The sequence below is a fragment of the Amycolatopsis heterodermiae genome (assembly GCF_034929455.1).
In the GTDB taxonomy this organism is placed as follows: domain Bacteria; phylum Actinomycetota; class Actinomycetes; order Mycobacteriales; family Pseudonocardiaceae; genus Amycolatopsis; species Amycolatopsis heterodermiae.
In genome coordinates, this window is the sequence record NZ_JAYFSI010000011.1 from 177,840 (window position 1) to 194,510 (window position 16,671).

The following is a 16,671-nucleotide window of genomic DNA, read 5'->3' on the forward strand; positions in this document are numbered from 1 at the left end:
CCCTACGACACGTTCACCACCCCGGACAGCGGGACGTTGCGCGAGGAGTCCCCGACGGACACGCGGTACTGGCCCGCGTTGGTCGTCCAGGAGCCGGTCCAGTGCGCGAGGTCCCGCGGGGTGAGCGGGAACGACACGGTCTGGCTCTGCCCGGCGTTGAGCTGCACCTTCTTGAATCCCTTCAGTTGCTTGGGCGGTTCGCCGTTGCCGGACGGCTGCCCGACGTAGAGCTGGACGACGTCGGCGCCCGCGCGGGTGCCGGTGTTGGTGACCGTGGCCGTCACGGTCGCCGTGCCGTTCGTGCCCTGCGGCGTGACGACCAGGTTCGAGAACCCGAACGTCGTGTACGACAGGCCGAAACCGAACGGGAACAGTGGTTCGATGTTCCGGCTGTCGTACCAGCGGTACCCGACGTTGAGGCCTTCCGAATACTCGATCCGGTCGTTGGCGCCGGGGAACTGCTGGACGTTCGCCGTCGGCAGGTCGGCGATCTGCTTCGGGAAGCTGACCGGCAGCTTGCCCGACGGGTTGACGTCGCCGTAGAGCAGCGACGCGATCGCGTTGCCGTTCTCCTGCCCCGGGTACCAGCCCTCGATGACCGCGGCGGCCTTCGACAGCCACGGCATCGTCACCGCCGACCCCGTGTTCAGCACGACGATCGTGCGCGGGTTCGCCGAGGCGACCGCGTCGATCAGGTCGTTCTGCTGGTTCTGCAGGTCGATCGTGTCGAGGTCCTGCGTCTCGGACTCGCCGTAGCTGGCGAACACGACGGCGACGTCCGCGGCCTTCGCGGCCGTGACCGCGCCCGGGATGTTCGGCGTCTGCACGTGCTCACCCGCGCCGTCCACATAGGACACGGTGACGCCGGAGCCGGCCCGTGCCTTGATCCCGTTGATCGGGTTCACCGACGCCGGGGACGGGTTGACCTTGGCGCTGCCGCCGCCGATGTTCTGCGGGTCGATCCCGTCGCCGCCGGACAGCGCGATCGACTTCGTCGAAGCGGTCAACGGCAGGACGCCGTTGTTCTTCAGCAGCACCGACCCGGCCGCCGCGACGTCCCGGGCGGTCGTCACGTTCGCCGCGTTCGTCACGACCGACTGCGGCGTGCCGCGCCGGGCCCGGTCGAACAGGCCGAACTTGAACATCTGGGTCAGCACCCGCCGGACCATGTCGTCGACCCGGGCCTGCGTGACCTCGCCGCGCGAGACGGCGTCGATCAGGCCCTGGCCGAAGAACGCCCCGCCGGGCATCTCCATGTCCATCCCGCCGTTGGCCAGCTGCCGTGCGCCGCCGGTCGCCGAACCCCAGTCGGAGCCGACGAACCCGCCCCAGTTCGCGTCCTGCTTGAACGCGGTCGTGAGCACCCCGCTGCTCTGGCACGCCGGGACGCCGTTGATCTGGTTGTAGGCGCACATCATCGACGCGACCTGGCCCTGGCTCGCCACCTGCTGGAACGCCGGCAGGTACAGCTCGTGCAGGGTCCGGTCGTCGATGATCACGTTGTCCGACGGCGTCCCGCGCGACGCCCCGGCCTCGACGTTGTAGGCCGCCGCGTGCTTGGCCTGCGCCATCACGCCCTGGCTCTGGATGCCCTGGATCGTCGCGGTCCCGGCCGCCCCGGCGAGGTACGGGTCCTCGGCGTAGGTCTCGAAGTTGCGGCCCCAGCGGGGGTCGCGGACCAGGTTGATCGTCGGGCCGAGCGCGATGTCGACGCCCTTCCCGGCGAACTCGGCACCCATCGCGGAGCCGTATCGGTTCATCAGGCCGGTGTCCCAGGTCGCGGCGGCCGTCACCGGCGCCGGGAACTGGGTGACGCCGTCGAGGCCGTCGCCGACCCCGGCCGGGCCGTCCTGCAGCCCGAGTGCCGGGATGCACAGCTCGGGCACGGCGTCGGTGTTGCCGATGTACGGCCCGGTCGCGCCGTTGCCGTGCAGCACCTTGACCTTCTGCTGTGCCGTCATGGCCGCCATGAGCTGGGTGACGCGGTCGGCGACCGGCGCCGTCGAGCCCACCCACGGGCAGCCACCGGGGTTGGTCGGCGTGGTCGTCGGCGGTGCGCTGTCGCTGGTGTGCACCGCGAACTCCCACAGCGAGACCCCCCACTGGGTGGCTCGCGCGGTCGCGTTCATCCGGACATAACGAGCCGTGCCGTTCACCGCCGGGTGCTCGGTGCCGCCGGCGCCGGTCACGGTCGCCGCCGTCGTCCACGACGTCCCGTTCGTGGACAGCTGGATCGTGTACGCGCTCGCGTACGCGGCCTCCCACGTCAGGTCGACGCCGCAGACCGGGCGCGAGCTGCCGAGGTCGACCTGGATCCACTGCGGGTCCGCGGCCAGGCTCGACCAGCGCGTCCCGGCGTCGCCGTCGAAAGCCGCGCTGACCGGGAAGGCGTCGGACTGCACGCTGGACGCCGTCGCCGGTTGCCGCAGCGCCGCGTTCGCGCTGCCGCACGCCTGGGCCGAGCCGTCGCCGAACACCTGGAACTCCCACAGCGACACGCCCCACTGGGTCGCGCGCTGGGTGGTGGTCAGCCGGACGTACCGGCCGCTGCCCGACACCGGCAGCGTCTGGGTGCCGCCGGTGCCCGTCGTCGTCGAATAGAGCGTGGCCCACTGGCTGCCGTCGGCGGACGCCTGGATGGTGAACGCCTTGGCGTAGGCCGCCTCCCACTGGACGACGACCTGGTTGAGCGTGTGCGAGCCGCCGAGGTCGACCTGCAGGGTCTGCGGGTCGGCGGCCAGGCTGGACCAGCGGGTGCCGGGGTCGCCGTCGACCGCCGCACTCGCGGGGAAGGCGGCGTTCTCGGTGGAGGACGCGGTCACCGCGTGCCCCTGCGAGAGCAGGGTCGGTGCCGCCTGAGCGGTGAACAGGGGCGCGGTCAGCAGGCCCGCCGCGACCACCGCGCCCGTGACGAGCGCGAGCCGTCGCCTCATTGGTAGACCCGCACGTAGTCGATGACCATGTCCTGCGGGAGCACGGTCCCGGCTCCCGGCGGGCCGGGGAAGTCCCCGCCGATGGCGTTGTTGAGGATCAGGAAGAACGGGTGGTCGTAGACCCACGGCCCGCGCGTGCTCTCGACGGTGTCGCGGTTGATCGTCTCGAACGCGTTGCCGTCGACGTAGAAGGTCATGTGGTTCGCGTCCCAGTCGAGGCCGAACTTGTGGAACCCGGCGGAGACGTCCTGGCCGACGTCGAAGGGCGCGCCGATGCCGCCGCCGCCGTTGTAGGCCGGGGCGTGGATGGTCGAGTAGGCCAGGTTCGGCGACTTCCCGACGTGCTCCATGATGTCGATCTCACCGCAGTTGGGCCACGGCGTGCCGCTGAAGAAGTTCGCGCCCAGCAACCAGAACGCGGGCCACAGGCCCTGCGTGCCGGAGACCTTGATGTTCGCCTCGACGTGGCCGTAGGTGAAGCTGAACTTGCCCGCGGTGTTGATCCGGCCCGAGGTGTACTGGCAGGTGCCGCTGCCGCTGATCGGGTCGACCGGGCAAGCGCTTCCCGGGGTGGCTTCGCGGCGGAGCTGGATGACGAGGTCGCCGCGGCCGTCCTGCTTGGCGTTGTTGTTGTTCGTGTAGTACTCGAGCTCGTTGTTGACGCCCGGGCCGGTCTCGGCGGTCCACTTGCTCGCGTCAGGGGCGGCACCCGCGGCGCCGTTGAACTCGTCGCTCCAGACCAGCGTGCCCGGGAAGTGCGGGGCCGGCGGCGCGGGCGGCGGGGTGGTCGGGTTGCCGCCGGTGCCGAAGACGTCGAAGCCCCACAGCGAGTAGCCGTAGCCGTTGGACCGCGCGGTGCCGTACATCCGGACGTACCGGCCGCTGCCGTTGACGGTCAGGGTCTCCTTGAAGCCCTTGCCGGTGGTCGTCGAATAGAGCGACGTCCAGTTCGCGTTGTCGTTCGACACCTGGATCTGGTACGCGACGGCGTAGGCCGGGTCCCACTGCAGGACCACCTGGTGCACGTTCGCGGTCGCGCCGAGGTCGACGGTGATCCAGCCCGGGTCGACCCAGCCGGTGGTCGCGCTGGTCGCCCAGCGGGTGGCCGGGTCGTGGTCGAAGGCCTTCGCCGGGAGGCAGCCCGGGCAGGCGCCGTCGTCCTGGTAGGACGAGGCCGAGCCGGACTTCCCGTACGACAGCAGGACGTCGCCGTTGGGCGGGGTGGTGCCGCCCCCGCCGAAGACCTGGAACTCCCACAGCGAGTAGCCGTACTGCGTGGCGCGCTGGGTGCCGGTGAGCCGGACGTACCGGCCGCTGCCGGTGACGTTCAGCGTCTGGTTCCCGCCGGTGGCCGTGGTCGTCGAATACAGCGAAGTCCAGGTGGCGCCGTCGGCGGACGCCTGGATCGTGAACGCCTTGGCGTAAGCGGTTTCCCAGTTCAGCACCACCTGCGACAGCTGCTGGGTGGAGCCGAGGTCGACCTGCAGCCACTGCGGGTCGCTGAAGGCGCTCGACCAGCGGGTGCCGCCGTCGCCGTCGACCGCGGCCGAAGCCGGGGTGCCGACGTTCTCGGTGGACGACGCCGTCACGGGACGGCCTTGGGAGAGCAGGACGGGCGCAGCCTGGGCGGCGGGCGCGGTGAGCAGCGCGGCCACGGCCAGGGTGAGAACGGCGAGCACGCTCAGGCGGGCTCGGGGTCGCTTCATGCGGCGGTGCATGGGAACCTCCACGGGGACCGGCGCCGGGACGTCCTTGCCCCGGCGCGGATCGGCTCACGTGGCCTCGGCTCGGGTGTGGGGCCCGCGCTTCGGAACGCTCTTAGTTCAAGATATAAATAAAGAGCGTGAAAATGTCAACGACGCTGCGCCGGGCGGTCCCCGGACGGCCCGGACACTGGGCCGGGAGAAGGAATCCCGGCCGGGACCTTGACGCTCGCCCGGCGCGCGATGTTAACTGCTCCTCGCTTCGACGGAACCGGTTCCGTGGCCGCCACCTGGATCGATTCCACCCCTTCGGGCTGACTGGTTCGCCGTCGCGCCGCCCGCTTCGCCCTGCTCCCCGGCTCACGGGGCCCGGCGGACGCCCCGGCCGCGGACCCGTCGCACCACCCGGACGCCGGCGCGGGCAGTGGGGCCCGCCCGGCACGCCGCCGTGCCCCGCGCGCGGCCCGCCGGAGTTTCTCCGACCGATCAGGCAGGCAGATGAGATCAACGACGTTCTCCCGGGGACGGCGGTTCCTCGCCGTCTCCACCACCCTCCTCACCGCGTTCGCCACGGCGACCGTCCTCGGTTCCCCACCGGCGCAGGCCGCCGCGTGCGGGACCACGAACCTCGCCCAGGGCCGCACCGCGACCGCGTCGTCCACCGAAAACGGCGGCACCCCGGCGTCGAACGCCGTCGACGGGAACACCGGCACCCGCTGGTCGAGCGCGTTCAGCGACCCGCAGTGGCTCCAGGTCGACCTGGGTTCGGCCCAGCAGCTCTGTGACGTCGTGCTGACGTGGGAAGCCGCGTACGCCAAGGCGTTCACCGTGCAGCTCTCGAGCAACGGCACGAGCTGGACCGACGCGTACTCGACCACCACCGGCACCGGCGGCACGCAGACCGTGCCCGTCACCGGCACGGCCCGGTACCTGCGGATCAACGGCACCCAGCGGGCCACCGGCTACGGCTACTCCCTGTGGGAGGTCGCGGCGCACGGCACCGGCGGCGGCACCACGATCCCGCCGACCGACCCGCGCAACCCGGACCTCGGGCCGAACGTGTCGGTGTTCGACCCGTCGACCCCGGCGGGCACGATCCAGGACCGGCTGACGCAGATCGCGAACCAGCAGCACACCAACCAGTTCGGCGACCAGCGTTACGCCGTGCTGTTCAAGCCGGGCAACTACAACGCCGACGTCAACCTCGGGTTCTACGAGCAGGTCGCGGGCCTGGGCCTGTCGCCCGACGACGTCAACCTCAACGGCCACGTCCGCGTCGAGGCGGACTGGCTGCAGCAGGGTGACAACCCGGCCAACAAGGGCAACGCGACGCAGAACTTCTGGCGCTCCGCGGAGAACCTGTCGGTGACGCTGCCGGCCGGGCAGGTCGAGCGGTGGGCGGTCGCGCAGGCCGCGCCGTACCGCCGGATGCACCTGAAGGGCAGCCAGATCCAGCTGTGGAACGGCGGTGACGGCTGGGCCAGTGGCGGCCTGATCGCCGACAGCAAGATCGACGGGCAGGCCGTTTCCGGTTCACAGCAGCAGTTCCTGACCCGCAACAGCGAGCTCGGCAGCTGGGCGGGCGGCGTGTGGAACATGGTGTTCGTGGGCTCGACCGGCACGCCGGCGGCGTCGTTCCCGAACCCGCCGGAGACCGTCGTCGGCCAGACGCCGGTGATCCGCGAGAAGCCGTTCCTCTACGTCGACGGCTCGGGCAGCTACAACGTGTTCGTGCCCGCGCTGCGGCAGAACTCCGCCGGCACCAGCTGGGGCCACGGCGCTCCCGCCGGGCAGTCGATCTCGCTCAGCGAGTTCTACGTGGCCAAGCCGTCCGACTCGGCCGCGACGATCAACGCGGCGCTGGCGGCGGGCAAGAACCTGCTGGTCACGCCGGGCGTGTACCACCTCGACCAGGCGCTGAACGTCACGCGCCCGGACACCGTGGTGCTCGGCCTCGGCCTGGCGACGCTGCAGCCGACCAACGGCACCGCGGCCATCACGACGTCCGATGTGGACGGTGTGAAGATCGCCGGGTTGCTGATCGACGCCGGGGCGGTCAACTCGCCGGTGCTGATGCAGATCGGGCAGCCGGGCTCGGCCGCGAACCACGCGGCCGACCCGACGTCGCTGCACGACGTGTTCTTCCGGATCGGCGGCGCCGCCGTCGGCCGGGCGACGCAGACGCTGGTGGTCAACTCGAACAACGTGATCGGCGACCACATGTGGCTGTGGCGCGGCGACCACTCGAACGGCGTCGGCTGGAACGTCAACACCGCGGCGAACGGCCTGGTGGTCAACGGCGCGAACGTGACGATGTACGGCCTGTTCGTCGAGCACTACCAGCAGTACGAGGTGCTCTGGAACGGCAACGGCGGGCGCACGTACTTCTTCCAGAACGAGATGCCGTACGACCCGCCGGACCAGGCGTCCTGGTCCAGCGGCGGCGGACGGCAGGGCTGGGCGGCGTACAAGGTGGCCGACTCGGTGACCAGCCACGAGGCGTGGGGGCTGGGCAGCTACTGCTTCTTCCAGACCAACCCGTCCATCGTGGCCAGTCACTCGTTCGAAGTGCCGAACAACAGCGGGGTCCGGTTCCACAACCTGGTCTCGGTGTCGCTCGGCGGCGTGGGCACGATCGCGCACGTCATCAACGACACGGGTGACCCGGCGAACACGGCCCACCAGGTGAGCCCGCTGAACAACTACCCGTGACCCGGTCCGGCACTTTCACGTGAAAGTGCCGCCCCCAGGTGGTCGCTTTCACGTGAAAGTGCCACCTGAGCCGCGCCGGAGGGCAATGGCGACCTCCGGCGCGGTCGGGTCGGGTAGTACCGCGGCGACGTACGCGTCCGGGCGGACCAGCCAGGCCTCGCCCGGGCGCGCGCCCAGCGCGCCGCCCACCGGGATCTCCGCCGACCGCATCCCCGCGGCGTCCACGCCGGGGGTCGTCAGCAGCAGGAACCCTTGCCGCGCCAGGTCTCTGATGCGGCCGGCCGGGACCGTGATGTCCGGCAGGAGAACCCCCGGCCCGGGTGGCGGCAGCGTGCCGCGTGGCGGACGTCCGGCGAACGGGCGTCGCGGATCCGGCGTGGTCAGCGGGGATTCGGTGTACCAGAACGGCTCGGCGAGCCGTCCCGAGTCGACCTCGGCGTGGACGCCCCCGGCCAGCGCCTTGGCGCGGTGTTCGCGCCGGGCTTCGTCCTGGGGCACCAGGAAGTCCATGGTCGCCGTCGTCACCTCGGCGTTCTCCACCGCGGCCGCGTGCCGCTCGGTGTGGTAGCTCTCCAGCAGCTCCTCCCCCGCGTGCCCGCGCAGGACCCAGGCCAGCTTCCACGCGGCGTTCTCCGCGTCGGCGACCCCGGAGTTGAGCCCGCGGGCGCCGAACGGCGCGACCAGGTGCGCGCAGTCCCCCGCCAGCAGGACGCGCCCGACGCGCATCCGCTCGACCAGGCGCGTGTGGAACCGGTACACCGAGCGCCAGACGACCTCGTACGGCCGGTCGCCGAGGATCGCCCGGATCCGCTCGTCCAGTGCCCCGCCGGTTTCCTCGGCGGCGAGGTCGTAGTCCTCCGGGACCTGCCAGTCGATGCGGAACCGCGAGCCGGGGCACGGGTGGATCAGCACCTGGCGGCCGGGGTTCCACGGCGGGTCGAAGTAGAACCGCCGCTCGGCCGCCCAGCCCGGCAGGTCGGCCCGGATGTCGCAGATCAGGAACAGGTCCCGGAAGGACACTCCTTCGAGGCGCTGCCCGAGGGCCCGCCGTACTGCGTCCCCGCGGGCGCCGGTGCACGCGATCGCGTAGTCGGCCTCGATCCGGCGCGGCCCGTCCGCCGTCTCGCACTGGATCTCGACGGAAATTCCCTGTTCCAGGCCGGTGACGCGGTAGCCGCGGCGGACGTCGATCAGCGGCTGCCGCGCGATCAGCTCGTCCAGAACCTCTTCGACGCGGGCCTGCGAGAGGTTGACGAAGGGCGGCAGCGCGGAGCCGCCGTCCGGCAGCTTCAAGGAGAACAGCTCGGCGTCGCGGTGGAACGTCCGGGCGGTCGTCCAGGTCAGGCCCTCCTCGGCCAGGCAGCCGGCGCCGAGGGACGCCCAGACGTCCAAAGTGTCCCGTTGCTGGCAGATCGCCTTGGAGCCGGCGGGATCGCGCACCGGGTGCTCGTCGACGAGCACCACCGGCACACCCCAGCGCGCGAGCAGCAGCGCGGCCGTCTGCCCGACCGGGCCGCTGCCGAGGACGGCGACGGTCATCGTCAGTCCTGCAGCTGGTCCCAGACTTCGCGGTCGCGTTCGGCGGTCCACACCACCGGCCGCTCGATCCCGCCCAGCTCGTCCCACAGCCGGGAGACGTCGAAGGGCAGGCAGTGCTCGAAGATCGGCCAGTGGCCGTACTGGTCCACCAGCGCCGCGTGAGTGCGTTCGAAGGCCTGCTTGAGCGTGCCGCCGGCGTCGCGGACCGCGCCGACCTCGCGCAGCATCGTCGTCAGGAAGTGCCGGGTCTGCGCGATCGCGGCGTCGACGGCTTCGGCGCCGCGGCTCACCCCGCCGCGGCCCCCGATCAGCGTCTCGGCACCGAAGGCGGCGACCCGGTCCAAAGTGGACGACGACCACTCGCGGTGGAAGGCGTCACCGGTGTAGAGCGCGGCTTCGGCCTCGACCAGGTCACCGGCGTAGAGGATCTTCTGCCGCGGCAGCCAGGCCACGAGGTCGCCTTCGGTGTGCCCGCGTCCGCAGTACTGCAGCACGAGGTCACCGCGGTCGCCGCCGAGGTCGATGGTCAGGCGGTCGGAGAAGGTGAGCGTCGGCCAGGTCAGGCCCGGGACGGACTCCGCGCTCTTCGCCAGCCGCGGCATCCGGCCGAACTCGCTCTCCCAGTCCTCTTTGCCGCGTTCGGCGACCAGCGCGCGGGTGTTCTCGTGCGCGACGATCACCTCGGCGTCGAACGCCGACGCGCCCAGCACGCGCACCGCGTGGTAGTGGCTCAAGACCAGGTACCGCACGGGTTTGTCGGTGTGCTCACGCAGTTTCGCGAGCCATTCGCGCGCCGCGACGGGCGTCGCCAGCGCCTCGAAGCAGACGAGGAAGTCCTCCCCTTCGACGGCGCCGATGTTCGGGTCGCCCTCGGCGGTCAGCGCGTAGACGCCGTCCGCGAGGACCTCCAGGGTCTGGGCTTTCTCCGTCAGGTCCGCCGAGGAGGCGAAGGCCTTCTTCGTCACGACGACCACTCCTTTGATCAAAGGTTTGACTATCGTTCCGGTCAGGCTAGCCCGGCGGGGCGCCCGAGGGAACCCCTCGTCGCCTAACCTGGGCCGCATGAGCGACCAGCCGGCCGACCTCGACTACCTCTCGTTCGTCGACTACGCGATCGGGAAGACGCAGGCCGAGCTGCCCTCGACCGACCCGGTCGCGATGCGCCTCGGCCTGACCCTGCACCGCCTCACCGGCGCGCTGGTCTACGACTGGGAGTCGACGGTCCACCGCCCGCGCGGGCTGAGCTGGGCCGGCTTCCGCGTGCTGTTCGTGCTCTGGCTGGCGGGCCCGCTCGAGTCACGCCACGTCGCCCGGCTCGCCGGGATGAGCCGCGCGGCGGTGTCGGCACTGGTCAAGACCCTGGAGGGCAACGGCCTGGTGACGCGCACCCAGGTCCCCCGCGACCGCCGCGCGGTCAGCCTGGCCATCACGCCGACGGGGCACGCCGCCGTCACCGACGCCTACCAGGCACACAATCAACGCGAGCAGGCCTGGGCTTCCTCCCTGACCCCCGAGGAACGCACCGTCCTCATCGGACTGCTGGAGAAGCTGACCACGGGCCCCGCCGCGGCCGCCGCCCAGCGCCTGACCTAGCTGGCGATGCCGGGCAGGCTGAGCGTGTGGCCGGTCTGCTCGGCCTTGGCCCGCAGGTACCGGACGTTGTTCTCCGTCGCGTACACACCCGTCGCGACCTGGTCGCGGACCGCGATGCCGGCGGCGCGCAGCTGGGCCGCCTTGTCCGGGTTGTTCGACAGCAGGTCCACCCGGTCTGCACCCAGCGCGCCGAGCATCTGGGCGGCGACGGTGTAGTCGCGGGCGTCCTCGGGCAGGCCCAGCGCGGCGTTCGCGGCGTAGGTGTCGAGGCCGCCGTCCTGCAGGGCGTACGCGTCGAGCTTGTTGTAGAGGCCGATCCCCCGGCCCTCCTGGCGCAGGTACAGCAGGTACCCGCCGGCCTCGGAGATCCGCGCGACGGCCTCGGCCAGCTGCGGCCCGCAGTCGCAGCGCGCCGAGCCGAAGACGTCGCCGGTCAGGCACTCCGAATGCGGCCGCACCAGCGGGACCTCGCCCGGCGTGCCCAGGACGAACGCGAGGTGCTCGCCGTCGTCGGCCAGGCCGCGGAAGGTGACGGCCTCGGCGTCGACCGCGAGCCCGCCGTCGAGCCGCAGCGGGATCCGGACCCGCGTCCGCACCTCAGCCGTCATGCTGTCTCCCCTGGAGTCGCCCACAAGATCGACCCTACACGAAGTTCAAATTCGAACAATCTTGATACCATGGACGCATGGGCGATCCCCGGTGGCTGACCGAGCGCGAGCTGAAGACGTGGCAGGGGTTCCTGATGGCGGGCACGCTGCTGACCCGCAAGGTCGAGCAGCAGCTGCGCGACGACGCCGGGCTGTCCCACCCCCAGTACGAGGTCCTCGCCCGCCTGTCGGCCGCGGACGGCGAGCTGCGGATGACGGAGCTGGCCGGCGCCGCGCTGACGTCGAAGAGCGGCCTGAGCTACCAGGTGGCCCAGCTGGAGAAGGCGGGCCTGGTGGGCCGCCGCTCGTGCCCCTCGGACGACCGCGGCGTCATCGCCTACCTCACCGACGAGGGCCAGGCCCGCCTGCGCGCAGCCGCGGCCGGCCACGCGGAACTGGTCCGGACCTTGTTCGTCGACGGCCTGAACCCGGAACAGTTCACGGCACTCGCCGACGGCGTCGACGCCCTCTGCGGCCACCTCTGCACCGGCGAACCCTGCGTCGAAGCCGGCTGAAAACCGCTGGCGCCCGACCCTATCCTCGGGTTCATGATCCCCGGTGCCACCGCCGCTTCGTTCCTGCTCGTCGTGATCCTCGGCGCGATGTCGCCCGGGCCCGACTTCGTCGTCGTGACGCGCTCGGCGCTCACCGGCGGGCGGCGGGCCGGGATCGCCGCAGGGGCGGGCATCGCGCTCGGGGTGTTCGCCTGGGTGGTCGCCATCGCGTTCGGGGTCGCGGCCGTGCTCACCGCCTCCGCCGTGGCCTTCACCGTCGTCAAGCTCGTCGGTGCCGGTTATCTGGTCGTGCTCGGCGTCCGGGCGTGGCTGGCCGTCCGGCGCGGGGAGTACCGCGACCTCGGCGAGACGCAAGCCCCGAAGCCGAAGGGCGCCGGGGCCGCGTTCCGGCAGGGGCTGCTCACCAACCTGCTCAACCCGAAGGTCGCGGTGTACTTCCTGGCGCTGCTCCCCCAGTTCCTGCCCGCCGACGGCTCCACCCCGCAGACCCTCGAGCTGGCCGCCATCGCCACCGCCGGCACCGTGCTGTGGTTCGTCACCCTGGCCGTCGTGGTCGGCGCGCTGCGGCGGTTCTTCGCCTCCGGGCGGGTGCGCCGCGGGCTGGACGCCGTGATGGGCACCCTGCTCGTCACCCTCGGCGTCCGGGTGGCCGTCGAAGCCGCGTGACGCCGGGGGCCGCCACGGCGACAGCCCCCGGCCCCGCGGTCAGCCCAGCTTCTCGGCGGCCAGCTTCGTGCCTTCGACGCGCGCGGTGATCTTCGCGAACGCGATGTCGCGCGAGGTCGACGTGTCGTCGGCGAACGGCGAGAACCCGCAGTCGTCGCAGGTGCCGAGCCGGTCGGCCGGGATGTACTTCGCGGCGGCGAGCACCCGGTCGCGGACCTCCTCCGGCGTCTCGACGCGCGGGTCGATCGGGTCGATGACGCCGACGAAGACCCGCTGGTCCCCCTTGAGGTTCGCCTTGATGACCTCGAGCGCGCGCGCCGGTTCGGCCTCGCTGGCGAGCTGGACGAAGAAGCGCCCCGCCTTGAGGTCGAACAGCGCCGGCAGCAGGCCCGCGTAGTCGACGTCGAGGCTGTGCACCGAATCCTGGTCGCCACCCGGGCAGGTGTGGACGCCGATCTTCGCGCGCTCCTCGGCGGTGAACCGGTCGAGCACGGCGTTGTTCAGGTCGACGAACTGCCGCAGCAGCCCGCCGGACGGGTCGAGCTTCAGCGACAGCCGTCCCTCGGTGAAGTCGATCTGCACGCTGTCCGCGCCCGCGTCGAGGCTGCGGCGGATGTCCGCCTCGGCCTCGTTGACCAGGTCGGCGACGAACTGCTCCTGCGAGTAGCCCTCGATGCCGTCGCCGGGGTAGACGAGCGAGATCGCGGACGCGGCGATCACCGCCTGCTTGACCGGCTTGTCCGTCAGCGCCTTCGCCCGCGTCAGGTACTCGTCCGCGTGGGTCGCGTAGCGGAACGGGCCCGCGGTCAGCCGCGGCAGCTGGCGGGTGTGCCCGTCGGCGAAGGGGATGACGACGCCGTCCGGCGCCAGGTCGGTGAGCCCGGCCAGCGGGTAGGTCGCGAAGCTCGGCTTGCCCTGCTCGCCGTCGGTCAGCACGGGCGAGCCGGTCTCTTCGAACCGGCTGATCGTGTCGGCCAGCGCGCGGCTCTCCAGCTCGCCGAGCGCGGCGGCGTCGATGCGTCCGGCGGCGAGGTCGCCGAGCCCCGCGATCAGGTAGTCCGGGCGCGGGATGCTGCCGATCGGTTCGGTGGGCAGGGTCATCAAGGTCCTCCGGCTGGTTGACGGCCAGACCGGCGACGCCCGCCACGAAGTGGAACCGGCCGGACCGGGCCCCCACGGCCACCCGCGAGCGGGTGTCCCCTCCGTGATCGGGCCTCGACCGGCCACGTTCGAAGCGAACTTAACGTGATCAGCGGCCGTCACGGATCGGCAATCACCCGGTCGGCGCAACGAAAAGCACAAAAGAAGACGGCGTTCGGCGGTTCGGTGAGAGGACGATTGGGTATCTGCTCTGCGGAACGGCGGGTTCGGCGCCGAAGGAGTACCCCGATGCTCAGTCACCACGATCGAACCGAGCTCGAGAAGATCGAGCGCCATCTCGAAATCAGCGACCCCGACCTGGCCACCGCGCTGCGCGAAGGCCGGCGCCGGAAACCGCGCGCGCTCAAGACCGCGCTGCTCATCGCGATGGACGTCGCCGCCGTGACCCTGCTGGTCGTCGGGCTGGTCCTGCCCGACCCCGGCGTCACGCTCTGCGGGATCCTCGCCCTGACCGGCACCGTCTGGACCCACGTGGCGCGCCACCGCATCTGAGGCAGACTGGGCCCGTGAAGTGGGTCCTGCACGTCGATCTCGACCAGTTCATCGCCGCGGTCGAGATCGCCCGGCGCCCGGAGCTGCGCGGGAAGCCGGTGGTCGTCGGCGGCAACGGCGACCCGGCCGAACGCGCCGTCGTGGCGACCGCGTCCTACGAGGCCCGCGAGTTCGGGGTCCACTCCGGGATGCCGCTGCGGATCGCCGCGAAACGCTGTCCCGAAGCGGTCTTCCTGCCCTCGGATCCCGCGGCCTACCTCGAGGTGTCCGAGCGCGTGATGGCCACGCTGCGGGAGTTCCCGGTGGTCGTGGAGGTGCAGGGCTGGGACGAGGCGTTCGTCGGCGCGACGGCCGACGACCCGGAGGCGCTGGCCGCGGACCTGCGCGCGGCCGTCGCCCGCGACACCGGGTTGTCGTGCGCGGTCGGGATCGGCGACAACAAGCTGCGCGCGAAGCTCGCCACCGGCTTCGGCAAGCCGGGCGGGATCTTCCGGCTGACGCAGGAGAACTGGTGGGAGGTCATGGCTTCCCGGCCGACCGACGCGCTCTGGGGCATCGGCGGCAAGACCACCAAGAAGCTCGCCGAGCTGGGCATCAGCACGGTCCTGGACCTGGCCGGCGCGGACGTCGCGGTCCTGGCCGCGCGGTTCGGCCCCAAGGCGGGCCCGTGGCTGCGCCTGCTGGGCGGCGGCATCAGCGACGCGGAGGTGAGCGCGACGCCGTACGTGGCCCGCTCCCGCAGCCGCGAGACGACGTTCCAGCAGGACCTCACCGACCCGGCGGCGATGGCGGCGGAGGTGTCGACGCTGGCGAAGCGCGTGGCCCAGGACGTCCTGGACGAGGGCCGCCCGGCGGCACGGGTCGCGGTGAAGGTCCGGTTCGTGCCGTTCATGACGCACACGCACAGCGTGACGCTGCCGGAACCGACGTCCGACGCGGCGGAGCTGGACCGGGCGGCGCAGGAGGTGCTGGGGATGTTCGACCTGACCCGGGCCGTCCGGCTGCTCGGGGTCCGCGCGGAGTTCCCGCGCGAGGACTAGATCCCGTCCGGCAGGGGCAGCGGGCGGTCCGGGTCCAGTTCCACCCCGCCCGCCCGGAGCGTGTGGTCCAGCATCGCCCAGATCGTGCCCGTCAGCTGGGCCGTCAGCTGCTCCAGGCTCAGGGAACCCGGGTGGTCGAGCCAGCGGGTCGTCGCCGATTCGACGTAGCCGACCAGGCCGAACGCGATCGTGTCCGCCGGGGCCGGGTCCAGGCCGAACGCCGTCAGGTAGCCGGTGAACAGCCGGCTGAGGTGGCGGGCGATCGCGCCGCGGACGTCGGTGCGGTCCGCCTCCGGCAGGCTCGGCAGGGTGCGGACCAGGTAGCGGTGCAGCTGGGCGTGCTCGGTCAGCCAGCGCAGGTGGGTCGAGATCGCCGCGGCGATCATCTCGCGCGGGGAACCCGACGGGTGCCACAACGGCTGCAGGTCCGCCGTCACCAGCTCGGCCGCGCGGGAGGCGATCGCGCGCTGGAGGTCGGGCGCGCCGTCGAAGTGCCGGTACAGCCGGGTGCGCGCGACGCCGGCACGCTCGGCGATCTGCTCGGTCGAGACGTCCGGGCCGTGCTCGGCGATGGCGGCCAGTGCGGCGTCGACGAACTCCGCGCGCCGCCGTTCCTGCTGGCCCGCCCAGCGTGCCGCCCGCCCGTCGACCTTGGTCACGGCGAAAGCCTACTCACCACCCGCCCGCCGGTGTACGCTGCCGAAGTACCTAGTACATCGCGTACCCCCTACTTTCCGGAGGCCGCCATGGGCGTCGAGGCCCAGGACCGGGACGTCACCGCGGCTCGCCTGCTCAAGAGCTCCGCGAAGAACTCCTACGACCCGTACGTGGACATCGACTGGGCCGCGCCGCTCGCCGAGGGCAAGGCGTACATGCCGCTCGAGCGCCTGTCGCTCTACGGCACCGACCTGTGGGCGAAGCTGACGCCGGAGCAGCGGATCGAGCTGTCCAAGCACGAGATGGCCAGCATCATGAGCGTCGGCCTGTGGTTCGAGATCGTGCTGATGCAGCTGCTCGCCCGGTACGTCTTCGACCTGGACGCGCGCACCGAGCACGCCCAGTACGCGATGACCGAGATCGGCGACGAGACCCGCCATTCGGTGATGTTCGCCCGCACCGCCGAGCGGCTCGGCGTGCCGCGCTACGGCGTCCCGAAGTTGGTGCACCGGGCGGCGAAGATCTTCGGCGCGACCGCGTCCGGGCCGTCGATGTTCGCCAGCGTGCTGGTCGCCGAGGAGACCACCGACCGGCTGCAGCGGTCCATGATGGACGACGACGGCATCCAGCCGCTGATCCGCTCGGTCAACCGGATCCACGTCGTCGAGGAGGCCCGGCACGTCCGGTTCGCGAAGGAGGAAGTCCTTCGGGAGACACCGAAATTGTCGAAGGCGGCCCTGCAACGGCACCGGACGCGGACCGCGCTGGTGGCCTTCGGCGTCATCGACAGCATGGTCGACCCGCGGATCTACCGGAGCGTCGGGATCGCCCCGCGCGAAGGCCGGGCCGCGGCCCTGGCGAACCCGCACTTCCACGAGACCCGGCGGTGGATGGCCGAGAAGATCGTGCCGTTCCTGCGCGAAGCGGGGCTGATCGGCGGCCGGTCCGAGGGCATTTGGCGGCGCGCACATCTCATCTGAGGTGCTGTCCGCACATTGCCCTTCACGGCGGAT

At 71.7% G+C, this 16,671-nt stretch carries 14 protein-coding genes; 7 read left to right on the forward strand and 7 right to left on the reverse strand.

What is annotated here, in order from left to right:
- Positions 1 to 2: 2 nt before the first annotated feature.
- Together VA596_RS36640 and VA596_RS36645 are read right to left on the reverse strand one after the other, a co-directional pair.
- Entirely contained in the window at positions 3 to 2,933 is a 2,931-nt protein-coding gene (locus VA596_RS36640) for a glycoside hydrolase family 3 C-terminal domain-containing protein (protein WP_323333378.1), read from the reverse strand.
- Positions 2,930 to 4,639 (reverse strand): discoidin domain-containing protein, encoded by a 1,710-nt coding sequence (locus VA596_RS36645; RefSeq protein ID WP_323333380.1) that lies wholly within the window; start codon positions 4,637 to 4,639, stop codon positions 2,930 to 2,932. The genes VA596_RS36640 and VA596_RS36645 overlap by 4 nt, the downstream gene beginning before the upstream one ends.
- Before the next feature lie 495 nt (positions 4,640 to 5,134).
- Here VA596_RS36645 and VA596_RS36650 point away from each other — a divergent pair, with 495 nt between their 5' ends.
- Complete coding sequence (locus VA596_RS36650; protein WP_323333382.1) at positions 5,135 to 7,348, forward strand: discoidin domain-containing protein; 2,214 nt, start codon at positions 5,135 to 5,137, stop codon at positions 7,346 to 7,348.
- Between the two features lie 48 nt (positions 7,349 to 7,396).
- Here the strand turns inward: VA596_RS36650 and VA596_RS36655 are convergent, their stop codons facing one another.
- Positions 7,397 to 8,887 carry an FAD-dependent monooxygenase gene (locus VA596_RS36655; RefSeq protein ID WP_323333385.1) on the reverse strand — a complete coding sequence of 497 codons (1,491 nt, stop codon included), beginning with the start codon at positions 8,885 to 8,887 and terminating at the stop codon, positions 7,397 to 7,399.
- 2 nt (positions 8,888 to 8,889) lie between these two features.
- Positions 8,890 to 9,852 carry an MBL fold metallo-hydrolase gene (locus VA596_RS36660; RefSeq protein WP_323333387.1) on the reverse strand — a complete coding sequence of 321 codons (963 nt, stop codon included), beginning with the start codon at positions 9,850 to 9,852 and terminating at the stop codon, positions 8,890 to 8,892.
- A 97-nt stretch (positions 9,853 to 9,949) separates the two neighbouring features.
- Between VA596_RS36660 and VA596_RS36665 the strand changes: the two genes are divergently transcribed.
- Positions 9,950 to 10,480: a MarR family winged helix-turn-helix transcriptional regulator gene (locus VA596_RS36665; protein ID WP_323333389.1), complete on the forward strand. Its 531-nt coding sequence runs from the start codon at positions 9,950 to 9,952 to the stop codon at positions 10,478 to 10,480.
- Here VA596_RS36665 and VA596_RS36670 read toward each other — a convergent pair.
- Positions 10,477 to 11,088: a GTP cyclohydrolase II gene (locus VA596_RS36670; RefSeq protein WP_323333390.1), complete on the reverse strand. Its 612-nt coding sequence runs from the start codon at positions 11,086 to 11,088 to the stop codon at positions 10,477 to 10,479. The genes VA596_RS36665 and VA596_RS36670 overlap by 4 nt on opposite strands.
- Before the next feature lie 77 nt (positions 11,089 to 11,165).
- Between VA596_RS36670 and VA596_RS36675 the strand changes: the two genes are divergently transcribed.
- Complete coding sequence (locus VA596_RS36675; protein WP_323333391.1) at positions 11,166 to 11,642, forward strand: MarR family winged helix-turn-helix transcriptional regulator; 477 nt, start codon at positions 11,166 to 11,168, stop codon at positions 11,640 to 11,642.
- Between the two features lie 33 nt (positions 11,643 to 11,675).
- Entirely contained in the window at positions 11,676 to 12,308 is a 633-nt protein-coding gene (locus VA596_RS36680) for a LysE family translocator (protein ID WP_323333393.1), read from the forward strand.
- 39 nt (positions 12,309 to 12,347) lie between these two features.
- Here VA596_RS36680 and VA596_RS36685 read toward each other — a convergent pair whose 3' ends face one another.
- The gene (locus tag VA596_RS36685) at positions 12,348 to 13,409 is read right to left on the reverse strand and encodes a cobalamin-independent methionine synthase II family protein (protein ID WP_323333395.1); all 1,062 of its coding nucleotides are present in this window, start codon (positions 13,407 to 13,409) and stop codon (positions 12,348 to 12,350) included.
- Positions 13,410 to 13,697: 288 nt separating this feature from the next.
- Between VA596_RS36685 and VA596_RS36690 the strand changes: the two genes are divergently transcribed.
- Positions 13,698 to 13,961: a DUF3040 domain-containing protein gene (locus VA596_RS36690; protein ID WP_323333397.1), complete on the forward strand. Its 264-nt coding sequence runs from the start codon at positions 13,698 to 13,700 to the stop codon at positions 13,959 to 13,961.
- A 14-nt stretch (positions 13,962 to 13,975) separates the two neighbouring features.
- On the forward strand, positions 13,976 to 15,001 hold the full coding sequence (locus VA596_RS36695; protein WP_323333399.1) for a DNA polymerase IV: 1,026 nt from the start codon (positions 13,976 to 13,978) through the stop codon (positions 14,999 to 15,001).
- On the opposite strand, the gene VA596_RS36700 is transcribed toward VA596_RS36695, so the two are convergent.
- Positions 14,998 to 15,660, reverse strand: a complete 663-nt coding sequence (locus tag VA596_RS36700; protein WP_323333401.1) for a TetR/AcrR family transcriptional regulator — start codon at positions 15,658 to 15,660, stop codon at positions 14,998 to 15,000. The two genes, VA596_RS36695 and VA596_RS36700, sit on opposite strands and share 4 nt — an antisense overlap.
- Before the next feature lie 87 nt (positions 15,661 to 15,747).
- On the opposite strand from VA596_RS36700, the gene VA596_RS36705 reads away from it, so the two are divergent.
- A complete protein-coding gene (locus VA596_RS36705) occupies positions 15,748 to 16,638 on the forward strand; it encodes an AurF N-oxygenase family protein (protein ID WP_323333403.1) in 891 nt (296 codons plus the stop codon).
- Positions 16,639 to 16,671 lie beyond the last annotated feature (33 nt).

Coding starts and splice junctions, on each gene's coding strand:
- VA596_RS36680 (WP_323333393.1), top strand. CDS start 11,676: ATGATCCCCGGTGCCACCGCCGCTTCGTTCCTGCTCGTCGTGATCCTC.
- VA596_RS36670 (WP_323333390.1), bottom strand. CDS start 11,088: ATGACGGCTGAGGTGCGGACGCGGGTCCGGATCCCGCTGCGGCTCGAC.
- VA596_RS36685 (WP_323333395.1), bottom strand. CDS start 13,409: ATGACCCTGCCCACCGAACCGATCGGCAGCATCCCGCGCCCGGACTAC.
- VA596_RS36640 (WP_323333378.1), bottom strand. CDS start 2,933: ATGAGGCGACGGCTCGCGCTCGTCACGGGCGCGGTGGTCGCGGCGGGC.
- VA596_RS36650 (WP_323333382.1), top strand. CDS start 5,135: ATGAGATCAACGACGTTCTCCCGGGGACGGCGGTTCCTCGCCGTCTCC.
- VA596_RS36675 (WP_323333391.1), top strand. CDS start 11,166: ATGGGCGATCCCCGGTGGCTGACCGAGCGCGAGCTGAAGACGTGGCAG.
- VA596_RS36655 (WP_323333385.1), bottom strand. CDS start 8,887: ATGACCGTCGCCGTCCTCGGCAGCGGCCCGGTCGGGCAGACGGCCGCG.
- VA596_RS36665 (WP_323333389.1), top strand. CDS start 9,950: ATGAGCGACCAGCCGGCCGACCTCGACTACCTCTCGTTCGTCGACTAC.
- VA596_RS36690 (WP_323333397.1), top strand. CDS start 13,698: ATGCTCAGTCACCACGATCGAACCGAGCTCGAGAAGATCGAGCGCCAT.
- VA596_RS36645 (WP_323333380.1), bottom strand. CDS start 4,639: ATGAAGCGACCCCGAGCCCGCCTGAGCGTGCTCGCCGTTCTCACCCTG.
- VA596_RS36705 (WP_323333403.1), top strand. CDS start 15,748: ATGGGCGTCGAGGCCCAGGACCGGGACGTCACCGCGGCTCGCCTGCTC.